Here is a 21,248-nt window from a genome sequence, read left to right as displayed (position 1 = left end):
CGGAATGAGCAATTTATCTTGACGTCGAGATAAATCTAGCAGAAGAGACGCCGCTCGGCGGCTACTCGACGCGCCGGTAGAGCGCTCGGACGACCAGCCACGTCACGGCGACCATGGGTGCGAACAGCGGCAGACCCATGACCAGCTTGAGGGTGCCGAGCAGGGTGACCTGATCCGTGAGGTACAGCGGCAGCTGCACCGCCAGGCGCAACAGGAACAGCGCGCCCCAGGCGAGTCCGAGCCAGAAGAAGGCGCGGCGCTTGCGTCGGTCGTCGCGCCACGCGGTGCCCTCCCCCATCAGGAATCCGACGGCGAGGCCGATGATCGACCAGCCGATCAGGGCGGCGACGACCATCACCGTGCCGTAGAGCGCGTTCGTGATCAGACCGGGGATGAAGTTGTCGGCGCCGCGTCCCGTCCACAGCGCCAGCCCGGCAGCCGCAGCCGCGGCGACCAGACCGCCGAACGCCGCAGCCGGTGGTGACTTCTGCACGAGCCGGACGATCGTGAACACGGCGGCGATCCCGACCGACACGCCGAGCGACAGCAGCAGCGGGTCGGGCCGGAGGGTGAACAGGATCACGAACGCGAGACTGGGCAGCACCGACTCCACGATCCCGCGCCATCCGCCCATCGCACTCCACACGACCCGGTGGGCGCTCTCGTCGGTCTCCGAGCTCAGCCCGGCACGGCGGGCGGCGCCGCCGAGAGCGGCGCCGATGACGTCGGCCGCCGACGGCTCGGGTGATCCAGCGGGCTCGGGTGATCCGGCGGGCTCGGGTGATCCCGCGGGCACGGGCGAGGAATGGGCGGGAGCGCGCGACTCGCCCCGGTCGTTCGCCTGCGTCACGCCGATCCCGGCGTGGAGGGCATCTTCAGGGGGATCAGATCGCGCGGCGGCATCGGCGTCGCGCCTCGCACGACGACGATCGAGCGGAACAGGTCCTCGACCTGCTCGGCGGCGGACGGATCGGAGGCCGCATCACCGCCGATGACTCCGCGCAGGAACCACCGCGGACCGTCTACGCCGACGAAGCGCGCCAGCCGCATGCCTGACCCCTCCGCGGCCGTCGCGGGCACCTCGGCGAGAAGCTCCCTGCCCAGGGTGCCCTCGCGCTCCTCGACCCGCCCGCCCTGCGTGCGGATCTGTTCGCGCAGCTGCACCCGCGTCTCATCCCACAGGCCGCGCGAGCGCGGCGCGGCGAAAGGCTGCACCTGCAGCGACGAGCCGGCGTAGTCGAGCCCCACTGCCACGATCCTCTTGCTCTGCTCCTCGACCTCGAGGCGCAGGTTCAGACCCTCGCGGGGCAGCACCTTGATGCCGCCGAGGTCGATGTACGGACGAACGGGGTTCGCCTCGCTGTCGTCGAACGGGCCGGCGGTCGCGCGATCGGCCGGTGCGGACTTCAGCGTGGGTTCGATCTCTTCAGTCATTCGCTCTTTCCCTGGGTATAGCCGGTCGACCCGAATCCGCCGTCACCGCGCGCACTCTCGGGCAGCTCGTCGACGGGCTCGAAATGCGCCTGCACGACGGGCATCACGATGAGCTGCGCGATGCGGTCGCCGACCGCCACATCGTACGCTTCCCTGCTGTCGGTGTTGAGCAGGCTGACTCTGATCTCGCCCCGGTAGCCCGCATCGACGGTGCCGGGCGAGTTCACCACGGTGATGCCGTGCTTGGCGGCGAGGCCGCTGCGCGGCACGACGAATGCCGCGTAGCCCTCGGGTAGCGCGATGCGCACGCCGGTGCCGATCAGCGCGCGCTCGCCCGGCTCGAGCCGGACGGCCTCGGCCGACAGCAGATCCGCCCCGGCGTCTCCGGGGTGCGCGTAGAACGGCGCGTTCGCCGAGATAATGGGGACGGCAACGGAATGAGTCACCCCATGAGGCTAATGCAGAACATCCACTCCGACACGCGTGAGACCTACCGCGAACGACTGTCCCCCGGCCTGTGGCTGCTGGTCACCATCGCCCTCGCGGGACCGATGGTCTCGCTCGTGCTGACGCCCCTGGATGCGAGCCTGGCGCTGCTGGTCGGCGGGGGCGTCTCGCTCGTGCTGGTGACGCTGAGCATCGTGCTCTCCCCCACCGTCCGAGTGATCGACGGCGTGCTGCACGCGGGCCGCGCGCACATCGATGCCGTGTGGCTGGGCGAGCCCGCCGAGTTCTCCGGTGAGGATGCCAGGGCGCGGCGCACGCATCAGATCGCCAGGGACGGGTGGAACCTCCTCCGCGGCGGGATCGACGGCGTGGTCGTCGTGCCCGTCACCGATCCCGACGACCCCATGAACAGCTGGACGATCTCCTCGCGGACACCCGACCGCCTGGCCGCCGCGATCCGGGCGGCACGAGCTCAGTGCGGCTGACGCCGCTGACCACGGTCGGACCCGAGACACAGAACGCGCCCCGAGCCATCAGGCCGGGGCGCGTGCGTGTCGGTGATCAGGCGGCGCATTCCTTGCAGATCGGGCCGTCGGCGCCGTCGTGATCGAGCTGCGAGCGGTGCTTCACGAGGAAGCAGCTCATGCAGGTGAACTCGTCCTGCTGCGCGGGCAGCACGACGACATCGAGCTCCATGTCGGAGAGGTCGGCGCCGGGGAGCTCGAACCCGGTGGGGTTGTCGGAGTCCTCGACATCGCCGGCACCGGACTGGGTGCTCGGCACGCGCTCCTTGAGGGCTTCGATCGACTCTGAGTCGTCTTCGCTCTTGCGAGGGGCGTCGTAATCGGTTGCCATGCGGTGATTCTCCACTTCCGTGGTGCGGTGATCGTGGGGGTGGGGGGATCCGATTTCGGGTGATCGGCGGGCCATAGTTTGCACGACTGAGCACCAATTAGCAAATGCCCTCAGGCCCGGTCGGGGAAACTCGCGGCACGCCCACGGTATTCCCCGCCCGATCACGGTGCGCGTGACACCATGAACGCACACCCACCAGAGGGGCATCAGCATGGAAAACGTCACCATCGTCGGAACGGAAGCGGGAGTCCTCGTCCTCGCCACCGAGTCCGGTCAGCGATTCGCGCTGCCCATCGACGACGTCCTGCATCGCGAGGTGCGTCGAGCGACCCGCGAGGCGGAGCCCGCTCCGGCTCGTCTGGCCGCGAGCCCGCGCGACATCCAGGCGCAGATCCGCGCAGGTCTGACCGCCGCCGAGGTCGCGGCGCTGCTCGGCGTGAGCGAGTCGGATGTGGCGCGCTTCGAGGGCCCCGTCCTCGCCGAGCGAGAGCACATCGTCAACCAGGCGCTCGCTGTGCCGGTGCTGATCGGCAGCGAGGTCGAGCCCGATGCGCAGCCGACCTTCGGCTCGGCCGTGCGCGAGAAGCTGGCTGACCTGGCGGCATCGGACGAGCGCTGGGCGAGCTGGAAGGACGAGGCCGGCTGGACGGTCAAGCTCGAGTTCACGGCGAACGAGGTCGCACACGACGCGCGATGGACGTTCGACCCCCGCCGCAGCACGCTGTCGCCGATCAATGCCGATGCCGCGCAGCTCTCCCGGCAGGGCTCCCTTCCCGAAGGGCTCATCCCCCGCCTCCGCGCCGTCGAGGCGGAGCGCGTCTCGCCCTACAAGGACGACAGCCGCTTCGACTCGGGGGCATTCGGACCGCGCCTGCTTCCGCCGCCTGAGGAGGGTGAGGACTCCCCCGCCGCAGAGCACTCGAGCGCGGCCGTTCAGGATGCCGCGGCCCGCCGCGCACCCGACGAGCACCGCACGAGCTCCGAGACCGCGGACCTGCTCGAGGCGCTGCGTCGCCGCCGTGGCCAGCGCGAGTCCGCCCCACTGTTCGAAGAGAGCGAGGAGGAGGACGCGTCGCCGCTGGCGCTCTTCGACGCGCTGGACGAGTCCGAAGAAGAATCGACCGCGGCGAAGCCGGCTGCAGAGCCCGCCGCCGAGCAGCCGAGCGGGCGCCGCAAGCGGCGCAACGCCATGCCCTCCTGGGACGAGATCGTGTTCGGAGCGCGCACAGACGAGTGACCCCTCGACAGGCTCAGGGACTCAACCGCGTCAGCGCCCGAAGGCGCCGAGCCGGATGAACGGCACACGCCATTCCTCCGGCGTCAGCGCACCGTGCTGCCCGACCATGCCGCGCCCGCGCTGGTCCTCGGCCTCGGCGTCGTAGAGGGCGACATTGCCACGGGCGATGACGAGCAGGTCGCCGATGCGCTGGCGCACGGCATCCGAGACCACCGGGCCGAACAGGCCGGCGTCGATCGCCTCGACGCGCCCCACCACGTCCGCCGTCCCCTCCAGATCGCGTCGCCAGCGCGCCAGCAGGGCCGCGTGGTCGACATCCGGCTCGGCGTAGACGTGCAGCATCCGCGGCTCGCCTCCAATGTGCCGGATGCCGTCATGCCAGCCGCCTGCGGCATCCAGAACGAGATGACGGTGCTGCGGCACATCGATCATCCCGTGATCGGCGGTGACCAGCACGCCCACCCCGTCGGGCACCGGCCGCGCCAGCGCGGCGTCGATGTCCTCGAGAGCGGCGACCCACTCGGCTGAATCGACGCCGTGCCGATGACCCGCCTTGTCGACCTCCGGCAGGTAGCAGTACACGAGGGCTCCGTCGTGGGCATCCGCCAGCTGCCAGGCCAGCTCCACTCGCTCGGCCGCACTGCGCGCCGAGCGGAAGTCCGCGCCGCGCAGGGTCGCGGCTGAGAATCCGCTGCCGGCGTAGGCCGGGATCCCGAGAGCGAAGACCGGATGCCCGGCCGCTGCGGCCTGCTCGAACACGGTCGGAGTGGTCTGCCACTGCAGCGGGTCGATGCCTCCCGCCTCCCACCCGCTGAGCAGGTTCACCAGCGCGTCGGACTCCGGCTCGCGCACGCGGTAGCCGACCAGTCCGTGCGCACCGGGAGCCGCTCCCGTGAGCAGACTGGTCAGTGCGGCTGCCGTCGTCGTCGGGAACACGGCCCCCGCGACGTCCTTCTTCGCCATCGCCGATGACAGCGTGCGTGCGTGCCCCGCGTGCGCGCGCAGCGACAGGGCGCCCAGCCCGTCCACGACCACCAGCACGGTCGACCGCACGGCGGGGAGGTCGGCGGATCCGCCGCGCAGCGAGGCGAGCAGCTGCGGCGCCACCCCGCTGATGTTCCGCGTCGAATCAAGGCTGGTCGGTAGGATGAGAGGCATCCGGGTCAGTCTCGCACAGGTGGCCCGACGCACCGCGCCCGAGCGTTGTTGCGAGTCCGCACCGAGCGACCAGCAGGAAGTCCATGCCAAAGCCCTCGTCATCCGAGCCCGTTCAGGAGCGCATCCAGGACATCGACCTCTCGCAGGAGATGCAGGGCTCGTTCCTCGAGTACGCCTACTCGGTGATCTACTCGCGCGCGCTGCCCGACGCGCGCGACGGGCTGAAGCCGGTGCAGCGGCGCATCCTGTACCAGATGGCCGAGATGGGCCTGCGCCCCGATCGCGGCCACGTCAAGAGCGCGCGCGTCGTCGGCGAGGTGATGGGCAAGCTGCATCCGCACGGCGACTCCGCCATCTACGACGCCCTCGTGCGGCTCGCGCAGGACTTCGCGCTGCGCGTGCCCCTGGTCGACGGGCACGGCAACTTCGGCTCGCTGGATGACGGCCCGGCGGCGTCGAGGTACACCGAGGCGCGTCTTGCGGCATCCGCTCTGGCTATGACCGAGAGCCTCGACGAGGACGTCGTCGACTTCGTGCCCAACTACGACGGGCAGTTCCAGCAGCCGGCCGTGCTCTCGGCCGCATTCCCCAACCTGCTCGTCAACGGCGCCAGCGGCATCGCCGTCGGCATGGCCACGAACATGGCGCCGCACAACCTCATCGAGGTGGTCGCGGCCGCCACCCACCTGCTCGAGAACCCCGAGGCGACCACCGCCGAGCTGATGGAGTTCGTGCCGGGTCCCGACTTCCCCTCCGGCGGCATCCTCATGGGTCTCGACGGGGTCAGGGACGCGTACGAAACGGGTCGCGGCGCCTTCCGCCTGCGGGCGAAGACCTCGATCGAACCGCTCGGGCCGCGCAAGACCGGCATCGTCATCACCGAGCTGCCGTACCAGGTCGGGCCCGAGCGCGTCATCGAGAAGCTCAAGGATGCGGTCACCGCCAAGAAGCTGCAGGGCATCAGCGATGTGCAGGATCTGACCGACCGCAAGAACGGCCTGCGCCTGGTGATCACCGTCAAGACCGGATTCGACCCGGCGGCGGTGCTCGAGCAGCTGTTCCGCTTCACGCCCCTCGAGGAGTCCTTCTCGATCAACAACGTCGCGCTCGTCGACGGCCAGCCGCGCACGCTGGGCCTGAAAGAGCTGCTGCGGGTCTACCTGCAGCACCGCATCGAGGTCGTGACCCGGCGCAGCCGCTATCGTCTGGCGCGACGCAACGAGCGACTGCATCTCGTGCGCGGCCTGCTGGTGGCCATCCTCGACATCGACGAGGTCATCCAGGTCATCCGCTCGTCCGACGACTCGGAGGCTGCTCGCTCGCGCCTGCAGCAGGTGTTCGAGCTCGACGAGGTGCAGGCCGAGTACATCCTCGAGCTGCGGCTGCGCCGCCTCACCAAGTTCTCGCGTCTCGAGCTCGAGGCCGAGCGCGACAAGCTGCTCGCCGAGATCGCCGAGCTCGAGACCCTGCTCGCCGATCCCGCGCTGCTGCGGGCGCAGGTCGCACGCGAGCTGGATGCCGTGGCCGAGCAGTTCGGCACGCACCGGCGCACCCTGCTGCTGAACGCTGCCCCACCCAAGGCGCGCACGACGAAGTCGGCGGCGGAGCTGCAGATCGCCGACGCGCCGACCACGCTGCTGCTGTCGACCACGGGCCGCGCCGTGCGCATCGACCTCGAGCCCGGCGGTGTCATCACGACGCCCCCGCGTCGCAGCAAGCACGATGCCATCCAGGCGCGACTGGAGACGACCACGCGCAGCGAGATCGGCGCGGTCACGACGGCCGGGCGCGTCGTGCGATTCACCCCCGTCGACATCCCCGCCGTCCCCGCCTCGTCGGTCGGTCTGGGCGCCGGTGTGCGCATCTCCGACTATCTCGGACTGACCGATCGCAGTGAGCGGGTCATCGCTCTCATCCGGTTCGACGACGACACGCCCCTCGCTCTCGGCACCAGGGACGGCGTCGTGAAGCGCGTCGTGCCGTCGACCCTGGCGGTGCGCCCCGAGCTGGAGGTCATCGGGCTGAAGCCGAAGGACGTCGTCGTGGGTGCGGCACCCGCCCCTGACCACGCAGAGCTCGTCTTCATCACCTCGGATGCTCAGCTGCTGCACTTCTCGGCGTCGAACGTGCGCCCGCAGGGGGCACCCGCCGGCGGAATGGCCGGCATGAAGCTCGGGCCGAAGAGTCAGGTCATCTCGTTCACGGTGATCGACTCGGCCGATGAGGCCGTGGTGGTGACGGTCTCGGGTTCCGAGGGCACGCTCGCCGGCGCTGACGCCGGCCGCGCCAAGGTCTCGTCGTTCGCCGAGTTCCCCGCCAAGGGCCGGGCCACCGGAGGGGTGCGGGCGCACGCGCTCCTCAAGGGCGAGGACGGGCTCCGCCTGGCCTGGGCCGGCGTCGACCCGCGCGCAGTGGGGACAGACGGCGCAGCTCGCGTCCTGCCCGCCTCCGGCGCGAAGCGCGATGGCTCGGGCCAGCCGCTGGACGCCGTGATCGGGTCGGTCGGCACCGCGATCGGCTGACCCTTCGGCGCGGTCAGGGACCCAGTTCACTGAGGCCCCTTCGGCAGGTCAGGGACCCCACTGGGCTCAGGGACCCAATGGGGGTGGGAGCTGCGGGGGCTCAGGCGTCGATGGCCTCGCGGCTGAGACGGTCGCTCGAGGTCATGATGAACTCCCGGCGCGGGGCGACCTCGCTGCCCATCAGCAGCTCGAAGGTGCGCACCGCGGCGTCAGCCGACTCGGCGTCGTCGATCGTCACGCGCCGCAGCAGACGACCGGACTTCTCCATGGTCGTATTGGCCAGCTGATCGGCATCCATCTCGCCCAGGCCCTTGTAGCGCTGGATCGGATCCTGCCAGCGCTTGCCGGCCTTCTGCAGCTTCGTGAGCAGCGCGTGCAACTCGGCCTCGGAATACGTGTAGATGGTCTCGTTCGGCTTCGAGCCCGGGTTCATGACGATCACCCGATGCAGCGGCGGAACGGCCGAGTACACGCGACCCGCCTCGACGAGCGGTCGCATGTAGCGGAAGAAGAGGGTGAGCAGCAGCGTGCGGATGTGCGCGCCGTCGACGTCGGCGTCGCTCATCAAAATCACCTTGCCGTAGCGAGCGGCGCTGAGGTCGAAGGAGCGGCCGGAGCCTGCGCCGATCGTCGTGATGATCGCCGCGCACTCGGCGTTGCCGAGCATGTCGCTGATCGACGCCTTCTGCACATTGAGGATCTTGCCGCGGATCGGCAGCAGCGCCTGGAACTCGCTGTTGCGTGCGTGCCGGGCGGTGCCGAGCGCGGAGTCTCCCTCGACGATGAACAGCTCGCTCTGCTCGAAGTCCTTCGAGCGGCAGTCGACGAGCTTCGCGGGCAGCGACGACGACTCCAGCGCCGTCTTGCGCCGCTGCGTCTCCTTGTGAGCGCGAGCCGAGAGACGAGCCTTCATCTCCGAGACGATCTTGTCGAGCAGCATCGACGCCTGGCTCTTGTCGTCGCGCTTGGTCGAGGCGAAGCGCTCGGCGAGCTGCTTGCGCACCACCTGCGCGACGATCGTGCGCACGGCGGGCGTGCCGAGCACCTCTTTCGTCTGCCCCTCGAACTGCGGCTCGGGGACGGTGACGGTGAGCACCGCCGTGAGGCCGGCCAGCACGTCGTCCTTCTCGAGCTTGTCGTTACCGACCTTGAGGCGTCGGGCGTTCTGCTCCACCTGCCCGCGCAGGGTCTTCAGCAGCTCCTGCTCGAAGCCCTGCTGATGCGTGCCGCCCTTGGGCGTGGCGATGATGTTCACGAACGAGCGGATCGTGGTGTCGTACCCGGTGCCCCAGCGCAACGCGAGATCGACCTCGCACTCGCGCTCGACCTCGGTGGCCTTCATGTGCCCGTCGGACTGCAGCACCGGCACGGTCTCGGTGAAGCGCCCGCTGCCCTGGATGCGCCACGTGTCGGTTACTGGCGCGTCGGATGCGAGGAATTCGACGAACTCGGATATGCCGCCCTCGTACAGGTACGAGGTCACGCGCGGCTCCGCAGACGCATTCCCTTCCGCCGCCGGGGTGGCAAGCGGGCGGGCGTCGCGGATCTCGATCTCGAGGCCCGGCACGAGGAAGGCCGTCTGACGCGCCCGGGTCTCGAGCTCGGGAAGCTGGAAGGCGGCGTCCTTCGTGAAGATCTGCCGGTCGGCCCAGTACCTCACCCTGGTGCCGGTGACGCCCTTGGCGACCTTGCCGATCACGCGCAGCTCGCTCTGCTGCTCGAACGGCGTGAACGGCGCGTCGGGGCGAGGCTCGCCGTCATCGGCGAAGATGCCGGGCTCGCCGCGATGGAACGACATGGCATAGGTCTTGCCCCCGCGGTCGACCTCGACGTCGAGGCGCTCCGAGAGAGCGTTCACGACCGACGCACCGACACCGTGCAGGCCGCCCGATGCGGCGTACGAGCCGCCGCCGAACTTCCCACCCGCATGCAGCTTGGTGTAGACGACCTCGACGCCGGTGAGTCCGGTGCGCGGTTCGACGTCGACAGGGACGCCGCGGCCACGATCGGCCACCTCGACGCTTCCGTCGTCGTGCAGCGTGATGTCGATCTTCGTGCCGTTGCCGGCGACGGCCTCGTCGACCGAGTTGTCGATGATCTCCCACAGGCAGTGCATGAGACCGGGCGACCCGTTCGAGCCGATGTACATGCCGGGACGCTTGCGCACGGCCTCGAGGCCCTCGAGAACCTGGAGATGGTGGGCGGAGTACTCGGCAGTCACAGTCATCGATTCTATTTCCGCGCGGGCACGGGCAGGACCGCGACACTCCCCGCGCGGCAAGGCAGTCGGCCGCGCGTACGCGCACAGCGAAACACGCGCCGATCCGGGCATGCACACAGCACGCGCGTGGTTGTATTGAGCACGATCGCAAGGATCTGAACCGCTGAGGAGGCACCGAGATGAACGCCACGACTGAGCGCGAGACCGTCGAGTACCGCCTCACCGCGATGGACCGCTGCGACTCCTGTGGGGCGCAGGCGTACATCGCCGCCGAGGTGAACGGCACCGAGATGCTGTTCTGCGCGCACCACGGACGCAAGTACGAAGAGAAGCTGCGCGCCGTCGCCACCTCGTGGCACGACGAGACCGCCCGCCTCATCGAGGCCTGAGCGGCTCAGTCGACCACGAGTCGTCGCACCGCGGGGGTCAGCCTGGTGATGATCTCCTCGCCGACCGTGTCCACTCGCTCGGCGAGGGCTGTCGCATCCGGCTCGCCCTGCGTGCCGGGGCCGAACAGCACAACACGCTGACCCGCGCTCGCGCCTTCCCATGGCTCGACCGTGAGGGCGTCGCCGCCGATGTCGATGATGCGACGCGATCCGCCGGGCGTCGCGACCTCCGCTCCGCGCAGGATGGACGGCAGGCCGTGGAAGGCTCCGATCCCGACGCGGACGGCATCGGCTGCGACCTCTTCCACCGGGGCGCTGAGCCGGGCGATCAGCCTGAGACTGTCCAGCGGCGGTCCGTCCGCCGATCGGATGCCGTAGCAGAACGCGCCGACGCGACTCAGCGAGCCTCGCAGCTCGGGGCGCCACCACGCAGCAGCGGACGCGGTGAGGTGCAGCACCTCGGGCTCGCCACCGGCGGCGACGAGCTGCTCCACCGCATCGAGGAACACCCGCTGGGATGCGTCGTCGTCGGCGTCGCTGGCCTCGGAGAGGTGGCTCCACACACCCGAGATGCTGATGCTGCCGCGTCGCTCGGCGGCTCGTGCGGTGCAGACCGCGTCGTGCCACTGTTCGGGACGGAAGCCGTTGCGATGCAGGCCCGTGTCGATCTTGAGATGCACGCGCACCCGTGCGCCCGCGGCTTCGGCCTCCGCGATCACATCGTCGAGATAGGCGGCCGATCCCACACCGAGGTCGACGTCCGCGGCGATCGCCTGCGCGATCTCCGTACGCGGTGATGTGGCCCAGGCGTACACCCGCCGATCGGTCAGAGTGCGAATGCGCAGCGCCGTCGGGATGTCATAGCCCCCGAACCAGTGCACCCCGACCGCGGACGCCTCGGCGACAGCCCAGTCTATGCCGAGACCGTACGCGTCGTCCTTCATGACGAGCAGCAGCTCGGACGGCGCCAGGCGTCGTCGCACCGCCGTGACGTTGTGTCGGAACGCGCTCCGCGAGATCTCGAGCAGAGGTCCGCTCATGCGGTCCACTCCTTCTGTCCGTGCCGCCCTATCACCACGGCAATCTCGAGCGGGGTGAGTCCGCTCACCGCCGACCAACCTGCCAGCCCGTCTCGAGCGCCCCCGCGACCGCCGAAGTACACGACGGGCGCGCCGTCGTCGACCTCGCCGCCCTCCAGGTCGACCACGCACACGTCCATGGCGATCCGTCCCACGATGGGGAGCATCCGATCGCCGATCCCGACGCGCACCCGATTGCCGAGGATCCGAGGGATGCCCTGGGCGTAGCCCCCGGTCACCAGCGCGACGCGCGTGTCATCGGCAGCCCGGTGGGTGTAGCCGTACGAGACGGCCTCCCCGGCGCGAAGCGACTTGGTCGAGAGCACTCTGCCCTGCAGGCTCATCACCGGTTCGCGAGGCGCCTGGACTGCGGCATCCGGGATCCCGAAGAGCGCGGCCGGGTCGACATCGGCCTCTCCGTCGGTCTGCACGCTCAGATCGGCATGGGCGGATGCCGCAGCGACGTCGGCCGGGTCGACGATCACATCCGTGACCCCCGCCTCGGCGAGCACCGCGAGCACGTCAGCTGCACCGTGCCCGAAGCCGTCGTGCCGGAGGTCGACACGCGCGCCCGGCGCGACCAGAGCACGCGCCGCTCGATCGAGCGCCCCTCGGGAGAGGAGCACCCGTGGCAGCGCACTGCTGACAGTCATGACGATCTCCCGCTCTCAGAGCTGGATGGTCTTGAAGCCCTTGTCGTGGATGAAGCGCTCGATGGCATCGCGTGCGCCCTTCGCGTACTCGTCGAACGAGCTCGCGGCCGCGGCCGGAAGCTCCAGGCCGCGACGGGTGGCCACTGCGCCGACGAGCACATCGGCCAGGGCGGGGTTGAGCGGCAGCACCGGGCCCTGCACGTTGCCGGTGACGGCGTTGCGGTGGCGCACGAACTCTCCGCGGGCAGTCCCGCGCGCGTAGCTTCCGCGCCCGGCGACCACCGTGCCGTACGCGGCGGTCTCATCGGTCAGCGTCCACTCGGAGGCGTGGTCCTCAAAGCCGACGACCGCGGCATCCTGCGTGCGGACGGTGATGTACCCGACGCGGCGGTCGCGGGTGCGTGCGACGCGGTACGGCATGACGCCCAGGCCCGTCACGCTGTCGCCGTCGGTGAGGTCGATGCGCTCGCCGAGCATCTCGGCCGAGCCGCCGACCGCGAACAGCGCGCGGTCGTCGGCGATCAGCGCGCGCAGCTCATCCGCGCGCGCGAGGAAGTCCGCGTGCACGCCTCGCAGCGCCGAGAGCGGTCCGTTGCCGATGACGACGATGTCCACATCGTCCGGCAGCCGCTCGCCGACGCCGACGAGGGTGGTGGTCGACTCGATGCCCCGTGCACGAAGCCGCTCCTCGAGGGTGCGCACGTTGCCGCGGTCGCCGGTGATGCCCAGCTCGGCGGGATACAGCTGGACGATGCTGATCTGCGTCATCGGCGCGCCACCTCCTGATCGCCGTACCCGAGGATGCGGCGACCGATCATCATCAGCTCGTAGTTGACGAACCATGTCTGCTTGCCGGCCGCGGTCTCGGGGAACGAGCGCATGATCTCGACCGCCTTCTCCATATCGGGCTCGACGGCGCCGATCTCGACGCCGGCGTAAGCCAGTGCCAGAGCCAGCTGATGTGCCTTGTCTCCGGTGACCACGTCCACACGCGGCAGCGCCGCGAAGTCGACGTCGTACAGCCAAGAGACGTCGGGGGTCCCCTCGTCGATCGCGATCAAGGCGCGCTCGGGCGTTCCGTCGAGCGCGTCCAGGTTCATCTGAATGCTGGGAGCGTTCTTGAACATGACGAACTCGACCTGCTCGCCGTTGCGGTCGCGACGCAGCGGGATGACCTCGCCGCGGCCGTAGGCGGGAGCCATGTTCGCGAAACCGGCGGCGGCGCGCGATGCGTCGAAATCGGCGCCGAGCACGCCGGATGCGACCGCCAGGGCGGCCGCAGCGTCGGCCGCGTAGTGCAGTCCTCGTGCGGGCAGGGTGATGCGGGCATCCGCTCCCCCGACATTCACGACCACCTCACGACCGGAGACTTCGCGGACCTCCGAGAACGCCTCGCGGTCGATGATGCCGGCCGTGCCGCTGCGGGTGTCGACCGCGTTGGCCAGACCGTGCGCGGAGGACGCGACGATGTCGGACGCGACTCCGAAGAAGGTCACGGGTGCGCGCATCGCGTCGACGTCGATCTTCGACAGGTAGGGGTCGTCGCGGTTGACGACGACATGCGCGGAGGCGCGCTTCGAGGCCTCCAGCATCATGTCCGCGACCCGCTCGGTCTCGTAGAACCGGTACAGCTGATCGACCTGCACGTTCAGCGACAGGATCACCGACGGCGAGAGGCGATCGGCGAGGTCGGCGGCGAAGCCCTCATCGATCTCGAGCACAGCGACGTCGGCGCGGATGCGACCGGTGAGGGTCGCGTCGGCGAGCAGCGCGCTGGTGACCCCCTGCGGCAGGTTGGCCCCCGTCGGGTTGGTGAACACCCTCAGCCCGTGCGCGCGCAGCACCTCGCTGATCATGTGCGTCGTCGTGGTCTTGCCGTTCGAGCCCAGCACGAAGACGACGCCGTAGCGGAACTGGTCGGCCAGCGTCGGCAGCAGCGTCGGGGCGAGACGGTTGGTGAGGTATCCGGGGAATGCGGACCCTCCCCCGCGCAGACGGGTCGCGAAACGCGCGAGCTTGCCCGCCAGCACGGGGAAGACGTACCGCAGGCCGGCTGAGCGCGCCTGAGGTGTCGCCTGCATCATTCGAGGTAGTCCCGCAGCGACTGCGACCGGCTCGGGTGACGCAGCTTGGCCATCGTCTTCGACTCGATCTGACGGATGCGCTCGCGCGTCACGCCGAAGGTGTCACCGATCTGGTCGAGGGTCTTGGGCTGTCCGTCGCCGAGGCCGAAGCGCATCCGGATCACACCGGCCTCGCGCTCGGACAGCGAGTCCAGCAGCTGCTCGAGCTGGCGCTGGAGCATCGTGAACCCGACGGCATCCGCCGGCACGACCGCCTCGGTGTCCTCGATGAGGTCGCCGAACTCGCTGTCGCCGTCCTCGCCGAGCGGGGTGTGCAGCGAGATCGGCTCACGACCGTACTTCTGCACCTCCACGACCTTCTCGGGGGTCATGTCGAGCTCACGCGAGAGCTCTTCGGGCGTGGGCTCGCGGCCCAGGTCCTGCAGCATCTGACGCTGCACGCGCGCGAGCTTGTTGATGACCTCGACCATGTGCACCGGAATGCGGATGGTGCGGGCCTGGTCGGCCATGGCGCGGGTGATCGCCTGACGAATCCACCACGTCGCGTACGTCGAGAACTTGAAGCCCTTGGTGTAGTCGAACTTCTCGACCGCGCGGATGAGTCCGAGGTTGCCCTCCTGGATCAGATCCAGGAACTGCATGCCGCGACCGGTGTAGCGCTTGGCGAGCGAGACGACGAGGCGCAGGTTCGCGCCGAGCAGGTGGCTCTTGGCCCGCTGACCGTCGCGCGCCACCCACTGCAGGTCGAGCCCGAGCTGGCTCGACTTCTCGGCAGCCGACATCGTCGACAGCTTCTCCTCGGCGAACAGACCGGCCTCGATCCGCATCGCGAGCTCGACCTCTTCGGCCGCGTTCAGCAGGGCGACCTTTCCGATCTGCTTCAGGTAGTCCTTCACCGGATCGGCGGTCGCACCGGTGATCTGCGTCGAGTAGACGGGAACGTCGTCCTCGTCCTTGGATGTCAGGACGATCGCGCCGGTGGGCAGCGGCTCGGTGAAGGCGGGCTTCTTGTCGCCCTCCTCGTCGTCGCCGTCCTCGGTCTCGACGCCCTCGTCATCGACCGGGGTCTCGTCGTCCTTCTTCTTCGCTGTGCGACGGGCGGGGGTCTTCTTGGCCGGAGCCTTCGCAGCGGTCTTCGTCGCCTTCTTGGGCGTCGCCTCGGCGACGTCGGTCACCTCCGCCTCGACGGCCTCGGTCTCGGCAGCGGTCTTCTTCGTCCGGGGGTTCTTGCTCGTGGCAGGAGTCACGTTTCGCCTTTCACGGAGCGGTGCGCGCGCTCCGAGCCGTTTCGGACACTAGTAAGACCCTTGTCAAGTCCATCCGCGAGGAATCTGTTGACAACGGGTCGAGCATCCATTATCACACACGACCGCGTCCGCTTTCTCCGATTCGCCGAATCCGCGCGCGTCTCAGCGCTGCTTGTCGTCGTCTCCCGGACGACGCGTGGCCAGATACCGCTCGAGTTCCGCGGCCAGCTCGTCGGCGCTGGGCAGGTCGCGCTCGTCGAAACCGCCCTCGTCACCGGTGTCGTCCCTGCCTGCCATGTACGCGTCGTAGCGCTGCTCGAGCCCGCGCAGCATCTGCACCAGCTCCTCACTGCCCTGCACCTGCTCCGCGACGCGGGCGTGGAACTCCTCGCTGCGCTCGTGGACGGCATCCATCCTCAGGACCAGCCCGGTGCCCGCCATCAGCTTGTCGGCCGCGGCCACGACCGTGTCGGGATACTCGGTGTCGGCGAGGTAGTGCGGCACGAGCAGGACGAAGCCGGCCACGCGCACGTCGTTCTCCGCCAGGCGGAACTCGAGCAGGTGCGCGGCGGTCGCCGGAACCTGGGTGCGCGGGCGCCACACCGAGTGCACGGCGGTGAGGTCGCGTCGGTTGCCGCTGACAGTGACGCCCAGCGGGCGGGTGTGCGGAACGGGCATGGCGATCGAGTGCACCCACGTGACGGTCGAGACCTGGAACGCCTCCACGAAGTCGACGACGGCTCGCGCGAACGCGTTCCACGCGAAGTCGGGCTCGTAACCGGAGAGGAGGAGGAACGACTGGCCGAGCGCGTCGTGCGCCAGCGAGAGCTCGAGCCGCGCCGGGCGGTACTCGGTCAGGTGGTCCTGGTCGAAGACCACGATCGGGCGGCGTGCGCGATAGTCGAGCAGGTCGTCGTTGTCGAACACGGCGAGCGGCTTCGGGTCGGTCGTCGCGTCGAGGTGCTCGATGAGGCCGGCGACGGCGCTGCCGGCGTCGGTGAAGCCGGTGAGCAGGATGACCAGGGGCAGGCCGGTCGGCACATCGGGTGCCCCGGGAACCGACTCGAAGAGGTCAGCAGGTGACGGCATGTCTCCATGCTACGAGTCGCGTCCCCGGCTCGGGCGGCGCCGTGCATGCTCACAGCGAACACGGCCGGGGCGCCTCGGCCCGGCCGTGGGAGGCCGTCCATAGGATGGGGGCATGACGCTTCCCGTGATCACCCACACGACCGATCCGTTCCCCGGAGGCACCGCAGACGCCGCTGTGCTCGTCATCCCCGATCCCTCCTCCGCCGCCGACGCGCTGAGCGGATACGAGGGGCTTGCCGACACCCTGGCAGGCATCGGATTCAAGGGAACGGCCTCCGCTTACGCCCGCGTGCACCTGCCGACAGTGACGTCGCTGCCGCTTGCCGTCGTCAGCGCGGGGAAGACCCCGGATGCCGCGGCCGTGCGCGACGCCGTCGCGACCGCGGTGCGCTCGCTGACGGGCTTCGCGACGGTGTCGCTGGGCTTCGCCGGCGACCTCGAGCAGTACGCCGATGCGGCGGCGGAGGGCGCGCTGCTCGGCGGTTACCGCTTCGACGACTACCGCTCCGAGAAGAAGCCCTCGCGCGCCGAGACCATCGTGCTGCACGCCGCCACGATCGGCGAGAGCGCGCTCGAGCATGCTCGCGCCGCCGCGGAGGCCGTTGCCCTGGTCAAGGACCTCGTCTCGGTGCCCGCGGAGTGGCAGAGCCCTGCTCAGCTCGCCGACGAGGCTGTGAAGGCGGTCGCCGATCTTCCGATCGAGGTCGAGGTGCTCGACGAGAGTCAGCTCGAGGAGCAGGGCTACGGCGGCATCCTCGGCGTGGGGCGCGGATCGGACCGTCCCCCGCGTCTGGTGCGCCTGTCGTACTCCCCCGCCGATGCGACGCGCCACATCGCGCTGGTCGGCAAGGGCATCACCTTCGACACCGGTGGCCTCTCGCTCAAGCCCGCCGCCAGCATGGTCGGGATGAAGTTCGACATGGCGGGCGCTGCCACCTCGCTGGCCGCCGTCCGAGCCGTGGCCGCCCTCGGGCTGCCGGTGCAGGTCACCGCGTTCCTGTGCATCGCCGACAACATGCCGTCCGGCCGCGCCACCCGTCCCGGCGACGTGCTACGGATGCTCGACGGGCAGACCGTCGAGGTGATGAACACCGACGCCGAGGGTCGCCTGGTCATGGCCGACGGGCTCGTCGCCGCCAGCAGGGAGAACCCCGACGTGATCATCGACGTCGCGACGCTCACCGGCGCGATCATCGTGGCGCTCGGGATGCGCCACACGGGCGTGATGGGAGACGACGACGCGGTCGCGGAGTACCTCGCCGCCGCCGAGTCCGTCGGTGAGGACGCCTGGCCGCTTCCGCTTCCCGATTTCATGGAGGAGAGCCTCGACTCGCAGATCGCCGACATGGTGAACGCGAACATGGCCGACCGCTCGGGCGGGTCGCTCTTCGCCGGTCTGTTCCTGCGCCGCTTCATCGGCCGCACATCGGATGCCGAGGACGCGCCGCGCATCCCGTGGGTGCACCTCGACATCGCCGGCTCGGGTGAGCACAAGGGCGCGCCATACGGGTTCACGGAAAAGGGCCCCACCGGCGCCGCGGTTCGCTCGCTCATCGCCTTCGCCCTGGCATCGGCGAAGGAGTCCTGATGGCAACGCACGAGTTCGATCTCGTCGTCCTCGGCGGTGGCAGCGGCGGCTATGCGGCCGCGCTGCGCGCCAGCGAGCTGGGCAAGAAGGTCGCCCTGATCGAGAAGGACAAGGTCGGCGGAACCTGCCTGCACCGGGGCTGCATACCCACCAAGGCCCTGCTGCACGCCGCCGAGGTGGCCGACCACGTCCGCTCGGCGGCATCCGTCGGCGTGACGGCGACCCTCGAGACGGTCGACGCGGCCGGAGTTCGCTCGTACCGCGAAGGCATCGTCGCCAAGAAATTCAAGGGCCTCGAGGGACTCATCAAGGCGCGCGGCATCACCACGGTCTCCGGAGAGGGCCGGCTCGACGCCGACCGCTCGGTCGTCGTGGGCGACGACCGCTACGTGGGCACGGACGTCGTCCTCGCCACCGGCTCGTACAGCCGGTCGCTGCCCGGTCTCGAGATCGGCGGGCGCATCCTCACCAGCGAGCACGCCCTGGCGCTCGACGAGGTGCCCGGCAGCGTGATCATCCTGGGTGGCGGCGTCATCGGCGTCGAGTTCGCCAGTGTCTGGAAGTCGTTCGGCGCAGAGGTCACGATCGTCGAAGCGCTGCCGCATCTCGTCCCCAACGAGGACATCGCGATGAGCAAGGGCCTCGAGCGTGCCTTCCGGCGTCGCGGCATCCGCTATTCGCTCGGCACGCGCTTCGCGAAGGCAGAGCAGGACGACGCGCAGGTGACCGTGACGCTCGAGGACGGCAAGAGCTTCACCGCCGACTACCTCCTCGTCGCGGTCGGTCGCGGACCGGTGACCGAAGGCCTCGGGTTCGAGGAGGCGGGCGTGAGCCTCGAGCGCGGCTTCGTGACGGTCGACGAGCAGCTGCGCACCGCCGTACCCGGCGTCTGGGCGGTCGGCGACATCGTGCCGGGTCTGCAGCTCGCACACCGGAGCTTCCAGCAGGGAATCGCGGTGGCCGAGCGGATCGCGGGAATGGACGTGCCGACTCCCCCCGAGTCGCAGATCCCTCGCGTGACCTACAGCAGTCCCGAAGTGGCGTCGGTCGGCATCACCGAGGAGGCCGCCGTCGCCGCGCACGGTGCCGATGGCATCGTGTCGTACGAGTACAACCTCGCCGGCAACGGCAAGAGCGAGATCATCGGCACGAGCGGCACGGTCAAGGTCGTACGCCGCAAGGACGGCCCGGTTCTCGGTGTGCACCTGCTCGGTGACCGCGTGGGGGAGCTCATCACCGAAGGCCAGCTCGCCGTGGCCTGGGAGGCGCATCCCGAAGACATCGCGCCGCTCATCCACGCGCACCCCACGCAGAGCGAAGCGCTCGGCGAGGCTTTCCTCGCACTCGCCGGAAAACCGCTGCACGCGCTGTAGGAACGCACCAATATCCATGGACTCCCAGGTCACTAAGCTTGGGGCATCACAATTTTCCGAAGGAGACTCGACATGAGCACAGCCGTGGTCCTTCCCGCACTCGGGGAGAGCGTCACCGAGGGCACGGTCACTCGCTGGCTGAAGCAGGTCGGCGACACCGTTCAGGCTGATGAAGGCCTGCTGGAGATCTCGACCGACAAGGTCGACACCGAGATCCCGTCCCCCGTCAGCGGTGTGATCGAAGAGATCCTCGTCGCAGAGGATGAGACCGTCGAGGTCGGCGCGCTTCTCGCGCGCATCGGCGACGGCAGCGGTGCGTCGTCGGGCGGCGACGCCCCGGCTGCCGAAGCACCGGCCGAGCAGCAGCAGGCACCCGCCGAGCAGGCCCAGTCGCCGGCAGCCCCGGCAGAGAACGAGGTCGAGGCCGCTCAGCAGTCCGCCCAGAGCGGACCGTCCGCGCCTGCGGCATCGGGCGACGCCACGGACGTGGTTCTGCCGGAACTCGGCGAAAGCGTCACCGAGGGCACCGTCACGCGCTGGCTGAAGCAGGTGGGCGACGACGTCGCGGTCGACGAGGCACTGCTCGAGATCTCGACCGACAAGGTCGACACCGAGATCCCGTCGCCCGTCGCCGGAACCCTCCAGGAGATCCTGGCCGGTGAAGACGAGACCGTCGAGGTCGGCGCGGTCCTCGCCCGCATCGGATCCGGCGCACCCGCGGCCCCTGAGGCACCGGCCCAGCAGGCGCCCGCTCAGCAGGAGGCACCGGCCCAGCAGGCGCCCGCTCAGCAGGAGGCACCGGCCCAGCAGGAGGCACCGGCCCAGCAGGAGGCACCGGCCCAGCAGGAGGCACCGGCCCAGCAGCAGGCACTGGCCCAGCAGCAGGCACCGGCCCAGCAGCAGGTACCGGCCCAGCAGCAGGCACCGGCTCAGCAGGCACCCGCTTCCAGCGACTCCGACTCCGACTCGCTCTACGTGACTCCGCTGGTGCGCCGCCTGGCCAGCCAGCAGGGCGTCGACCTGACGAAGGTCACCGGCACCGGCGTCGGAGGACGCATCCGCAAGGAGGACGTCCTCAAGGCCGCCGAAACGGCCTCGCAGGCACCGGCCGCCGAGGTGGCCGCTCCGGCAGCTCCCGCACTCGAGGTCTCCCCGCTGCGCGGCACGACGCAGAAGATGTCGCGTCTGCGCAAGGTCGTTGCCGAGCGTGCGGTGGCGTCGATGCAGCAGACCGCGCAGCTGACCACGTTCGTCGAGGTCGATGTCACCAAGCTCGCGGCTTTCCGCAACGCGAAGAAGGACGAGTTCAACCAGAAGACCGGCGCGAAGCTCTCGTTCCTGCCGTTCTTCACGCTCGCCGCCGCGGAAGCGCTGCAGGCCTTCCCGATCATCAACTCGACCGTCGACGGCGACTCGATCGTGTACCCGGCGAGCGAGAACATCTCGATCGCGGTCGACACCGAGCGCGGCCTGCTCACCCCGGTCGTCCGTGATGCGGGAACGAAGAACATCGCCCAGCTCGCGCAGGAGATCGCCGACCTGGCGGCCCGCACGCGTGACAACAAGCTGAAGCCCGACGAGCTCGCCGGCGGCACCTTCACGGTGACCAACACGGGCTCGCGCGGCGCGCTGTTCGACACGCCCCTGGTGTTCCTGCCCCAGTCGGCGATTCTGGGCACCGGCGTCGTGTTCAAGCGCCCCGGCGTGGTCACGGTCGACGGCGTGGACGCCATCGCCGTCCGCTCGTACGTCTACCTGGCGATCTCCTACGATCACCGCACGATCGACGGCGCCGACGCTGCCCGCTTCCTCGGCGCGATCAAGACCCGCCTCGAGTCGGCGGAGTTCACCGCGAACCTCGGGATCTGAGCG

Annotated in this window: 19 protein-coding genes; 7 read left to right on the top strand and 12 right to left on the bottom strand. The window is 69.7% G+C overall.

From position 1 onward, the window contains the following. Positions 1-61 precede the first annotated feature (61 nt). From PGB26_RS10440 to dut, 3 genes are read right to left on the bottom strand one after another with little or no spacing between them, the layout of a single operon-like run. Entirely contained in the window at positions 62-796 is a 735-nt protein-coding gene (locus tag PGB26_RS10440) for a DUF3159 domain-containing protein (protein WP_271639641.1), read from the bottom strand. Between the two features lie 50 nt (positions 797-846). Then, positions 847-1,434, bottom strand: a complete 588-nt coding sequence (locus PGB26_RS10435) for a DUF3710 domain-containing protein (protein WP_271637552.1) — start codon at positions 1,432-1,434, stop codon at positions 847-849. Continuing rightward, a complete protein-coding gene (dut, locus tag PGB26_RS10430) occupies positions 1,431-1,880 on the bottom strand; it encodes a dUTP diphosphatase (protein WP_271637551.1) in 450 nt (149 codons plus the stop codon). Before dut ends, PGB26_RS10435 begins: the two co-directional genes overlap by 4 nt. A 3-nt stretch (positions 1,881-1,883) precedes the next feature. Here dut and PGB26_RS10425 point away from each other — a divergent pair, with 3 nt between their 5' ends. Further along, the gene (locus tag PGB26_RS10425) at positions 1,884-2,366 is read left to right on the top strand and encodes a DUF3093 family protein (RefSeq protein WP_271637550.1); all 483 of its coding nucleotides are present in this window, start codon (positions 1,884-1,886) and stop codon (positions 2,364-2,366) included. Between the two features lie 76 nt (positions 2,367-2,442). On the opposite strand, the gene PGB26_RS10420 is transcribed toward PGB26_RS10425, so the two are convergent. Then, complete coding sequence (locus PGB26_RS10420; protein ID WP_071640407.1) at positions 2,443-2,736, bottom strand: DUF4193 domain-containing protein; 294 nt, start codon at positions 2,734-2,736, stop codon at positions 2,443-2,445. A 211-nt stretch (positions 2,737-2,947) separates the two neighbouring features. Between PGB26_RS10420 and sepH the strand changes: the two genes are divergently transcribed. Continuing rightward, positions 2,948-3,973: a septation protein SepH gene (gene sepH, locus PGB26_RS10415; RefSeq protein ID WP_271637549.1), complete on the top strand. Its 1,026-nt coding sequence runs from the start codon at positions 2,948-2,950 to the stop codon at positions 3,971-3,973. A 30-nt stretch (positions 3,974-4,003) separates the two neighbouring features. Here the strand turns inward: sepH and PGB26_RS10410 are convergent, their stop codons facing one another. After that, the gene (locus PGB26_RS10410) at positions 4,004-5,131 is read right to left on the bottom strand and encodes an alkaline phosphatase family protein (protein ID WP_271637548.1); all 1,128 of its coding nucleotides are present in this window, start codon (positions 5,129-5,131) and stop codon (positions 4,004-4,006) included. Between the two features lie 83 nt (positions 5,132-5,214). On the opposite strand from PGB26_RS10410, the gene PGB26_RS10405 reads away from it, so the two are divergent. Next, positions 5,215-7,653, top strand: a complete 2,439-nt coding sequence (locus PGB26_RS10405) for a DNA gyrase/topoisomerase IV subunit A (RefSeq protein WP_271637547.1) — start codon at positions 5,215-5,217, stop codon at positions 7,651-7,653. Positions 7,654-7,753: 100 nt separating this feature from the next. On the opposite strand, the gene PGB26_RS10400 is transcribed toward PGB26_RS10405, so the two are convergent. Further along, the gene (locus PGB26_RS10400; protein ID WP_271637546.1) at positions 7,754-9,880 is read right to left on the bottom strand and encodes a DNA gyrase/topoisomerase IV subunit B; all 2,127 of its coding nucleotides are present in this window, start codon (positions 9,878-9,880) and stop codon (positions 7,754-7,756) included. 173 nt (positions 9,881-10,053) lie between these two features. Between PGB26_RS10400 and PGB26_RS10395 the strand changes: the two genes are divergently transcribed. After that, positions 10,054-10,263, top strand: coding sequence for a DUF7455 domain-containing protein (locus PGB26_RS10395; RefSeq protein ID WP_099196012.1), 210 nt, complete (start codon positions 10,054-10,056; stop codon positions 10,261-10,263). Positions 10,264-10,268: 5 nt separating this feature from the next. Here the strand turns inward: PGB26_RS10395 and PGB26_RS10390 are convergent, their stop codons facing one another. The 6 genes from PGB26_RS10390 to PGB26_RS10365 form a co-directional block, all read right to left on the bottom strand. Continuing rightward, positions 10,269-11,303, bottom strand: a complete 1,035-nt coding sequence (locus tag PGB26_RS10390; protein ID WP_271637545.1) for an alanine racemase — start codon at positions 11,301-11,303, stop codon at positions 10,269-10,271. Next, positions 11,300-11,995 carry an alanine racemase C-terminal domain-containing protein gene (locus PGB26_RS10385; protein WP_271637544.1) on the bottom strand — a complete coding sequence of 232 codons (696 nt, stop codon included), beginning with the start codon at positions 11,993-11,995 and terminating at the stop codon, positions 11,300-11,302. The genes PGB26_RS10390 and PGB26_RS10385 overlap by 4 nt, the downstream gene beginning before the upstream one ends. A 15-nt stretch (positions 11,996-12,010) precedes the next feature. Continuing rightward, positions 12,011-12,763 (bottom strand): glutamine amidotransferase, encoded by a 753-nt coding sequence (locus PGB26_RS10380; RefSeq protein ID WP_271637543.1) that lies wholly within the window; start codon positions 12,761-12,763, stop codon positions 12,011-12,013. Further along, positions 12,760-14,079: a MurT ligase domain-containing protein gene (locus PGB26_RS10375; RefSeq protein WP_271637542.1), complete on the bottom strand. Its 1,320-nt coding sequence runs from the start codon at positions 14,077-14,079 to the stop codon at positions 12,760-12,762. Before PGB26_RS10375 ends, PGB26_RS10380 begins: the two co-directional genes overlap by 4 nt. Then, positions 14,076-15,326: an RNA polymerase sigma factor gene (locus PGB26_RS10370; protein WP_271637541.1), complete on the bottom strand. Its 1,251-nt coding sequence runs from the start codon at positions 15,324-15,326 to the stop codon at positions 14,076-14,078. Before PGB26_RS10370 ends, PGB26_RS10375 begins: the two co-directional genes overlap by 4 nt. A gap of 162 nt (positions 15,327-15,488) precedes the next feature. Further along, a complete protein-coding gene (locus PGB26_RS10365) occupies positions 15,489-16,415 on the bottom strand; it encodes a proteasome assembly chaperone family protein (RefSeq protein WP_271637539.1) in 927 nt (308 codons plus the stop codon). 112 nt (positions 16,416-16,527) lie between these two features. On the opposite strand from PGB26_RS10365, the gene PGB26_RS10360 reads away from it, so the two are divergent. From PGB26_RS10360 to sucB, 3 genes are all read left to right on the top strand, one after another. Then, positions 16,528-18,003 carry a leucyl aminopeptidase gene (locus tag PGB26_RS10360; RefSeq protein WP_271637538.1) on the top strand — a complete coding sequence of 492 codons (1,476 nt, stop codon included), beginning with the start codon at positions 16,528-16,530 and terminating at the stop codon, positions 18,001-18,003. Then, complete coding sequence (lpdA, locus tag PGB26_RS10355) at positions 18,003-19,376, top strand: dihydrolipoyl dehydrogenase (protein WP_271637537.1); 1,374 nt, start codon at positions 18,003-18,005, stop codon at positions 19,374-19,376. The genes PGB26_RS10360 and lpdA overlap by 1 nt, the downstream gene beginning before the upstream one ends. A gap of 72 nt (positions 19,377-19,448) precedes the next feature. Continuing rightward, positions 19,449-21,245 (top strand): 2-oxoglutarate dehydrogenase, E2 component, dihydrolipoamide succinyltransferase, encoded by a 1,797-nt coding sequence (gene sucB / locus PGB26_RS10350; protein WP_271637536.1) that lies wholly within the window; start codon positions 19,449-19,451, stop codon positions 21,243-21,245. Positions 21,246-21,248: the final 3 nt, after the last annotated feature.

The sequence above is a fragment of the Microbacterium sp. nov. GSS16 genome (genome assembly GCF_028198145.1).
GTDB lineage: Bacteria > Actinomycetota > Actinomycetes > Actinomycetales > Microbacteriaceae > Microbacterium.
The sequence above is the reverse complement of the archived record's forward strand: the minus strand, read 5'-3'. Positions and strand labels throughout refer to the sequence as shown.

Coding starts and splice junctions, on each gene's coding strand:
- PGB26_RS10435 (WP_271637552.1), bottom strand. CDS start 1,434: ATGACTGAAGAGATCGAACCCACGCTGAAGTCCGCACCGGCCGATCGC.
- PGB26_RS10425 (WP_271637550.1), top strand. CDS start 1,884: ATGAGGCTAATGCAGAACATCCACTCCGACACGCGTGAGACCTACCGC.
- PGB26_RS10420 (WP_071640407.1), bottom strand. CDS start 2,736: ATGGCAACCGATTACGACGCCCCTCGCAAGAGCGAAGACGACTCAGAG.
- sepH (WP_271637549.1), top strand. CDS start 2,948: ATGGAAAACGTCACCATCGTCGGAACGGAAGCGGGAGTCCTCGTCCTC.
- PGB26_RS10410 (WP_271637548.1), bottom strand. CDS start 5,131: ATGCCTCTCATCCTACCGACCAGCCTTGATTCGACGCGGAACATCAGC.
- PGB26_RS10405 (WP_271637547.1), top strand. CDS start 5,215: ATGCCAAAGCCCTCGTCATCCGAGCCCGTTCAGGAGCGCATCCAGGAC.
- PGB26_RS10400 (WP_271637546.1), bottom strand. CDS start 9,880: ATGACTGTGACTGCCGAGTACTCCGCCCACCATCTCCAGGTTCTCGAG.
- PGB26_RS10395 (WP_099196012.1), top strand. CDS start 10,054: ATGAACGCCACGACTGAGCGCGAGACCGTCGAGTACCGCCTCACCGCG.
- PGB26_RS10390 (WP_271637545.1), bottom strand. CDS start 11,303: ATGAGCGGACCTCTGCTCGAGATCTCGCGGAGCGCGTTCCGACACAAC.
- PGB26_RS10385 (WP_271637544.1), bottom strand. CDS start 11,995: ATGACTGTCAGCAGTGCGCTGCCACGGGTGCTCCTCTCCCGAGGGGCG.
- PGB26_RS10380 (WP_271637543.1), bottom strand. CDS start 12,763: ATGACGCAGATCAGCATCGTCCAGCTGTATCCCGCCGAGCTGGGCATC.
- PGB26_RS10375 (WP_271637542.1), bottom strand. CDS start 14,079: ATGATGCAGGCGACACCTCAGGCGCGCTCAGCCGGCCTGCGGTACGTC.
- PGB26_RS10365 (WP_271637539.1), bottom strand. CDS start 16,415: ATGCCGTCACCTGCTGACCTCTTCGAGTCGGTTCCCGGGGCACCCGAT.
- PGB26_RS10360 (WP_271637538.1), top strand. CDS start 16,528: ATGACGCTTCCCGTGATCACCCACACGACCGATCCGTTCCCCGGAGGC.
- lpdA (WP_271637537.1), top strand. CDS start 18,003: ATGGCAACGCACGAGTTCGATCTCGTCGTCCTCGGCGGTGGCAGCGGC.
- sucB (WP_271637536.1), top strand. CDS start 19,449: ATGAGCACAGCCGTGGTCCTTCCCGCACTCGGGGAGAGCGTCACCGAG.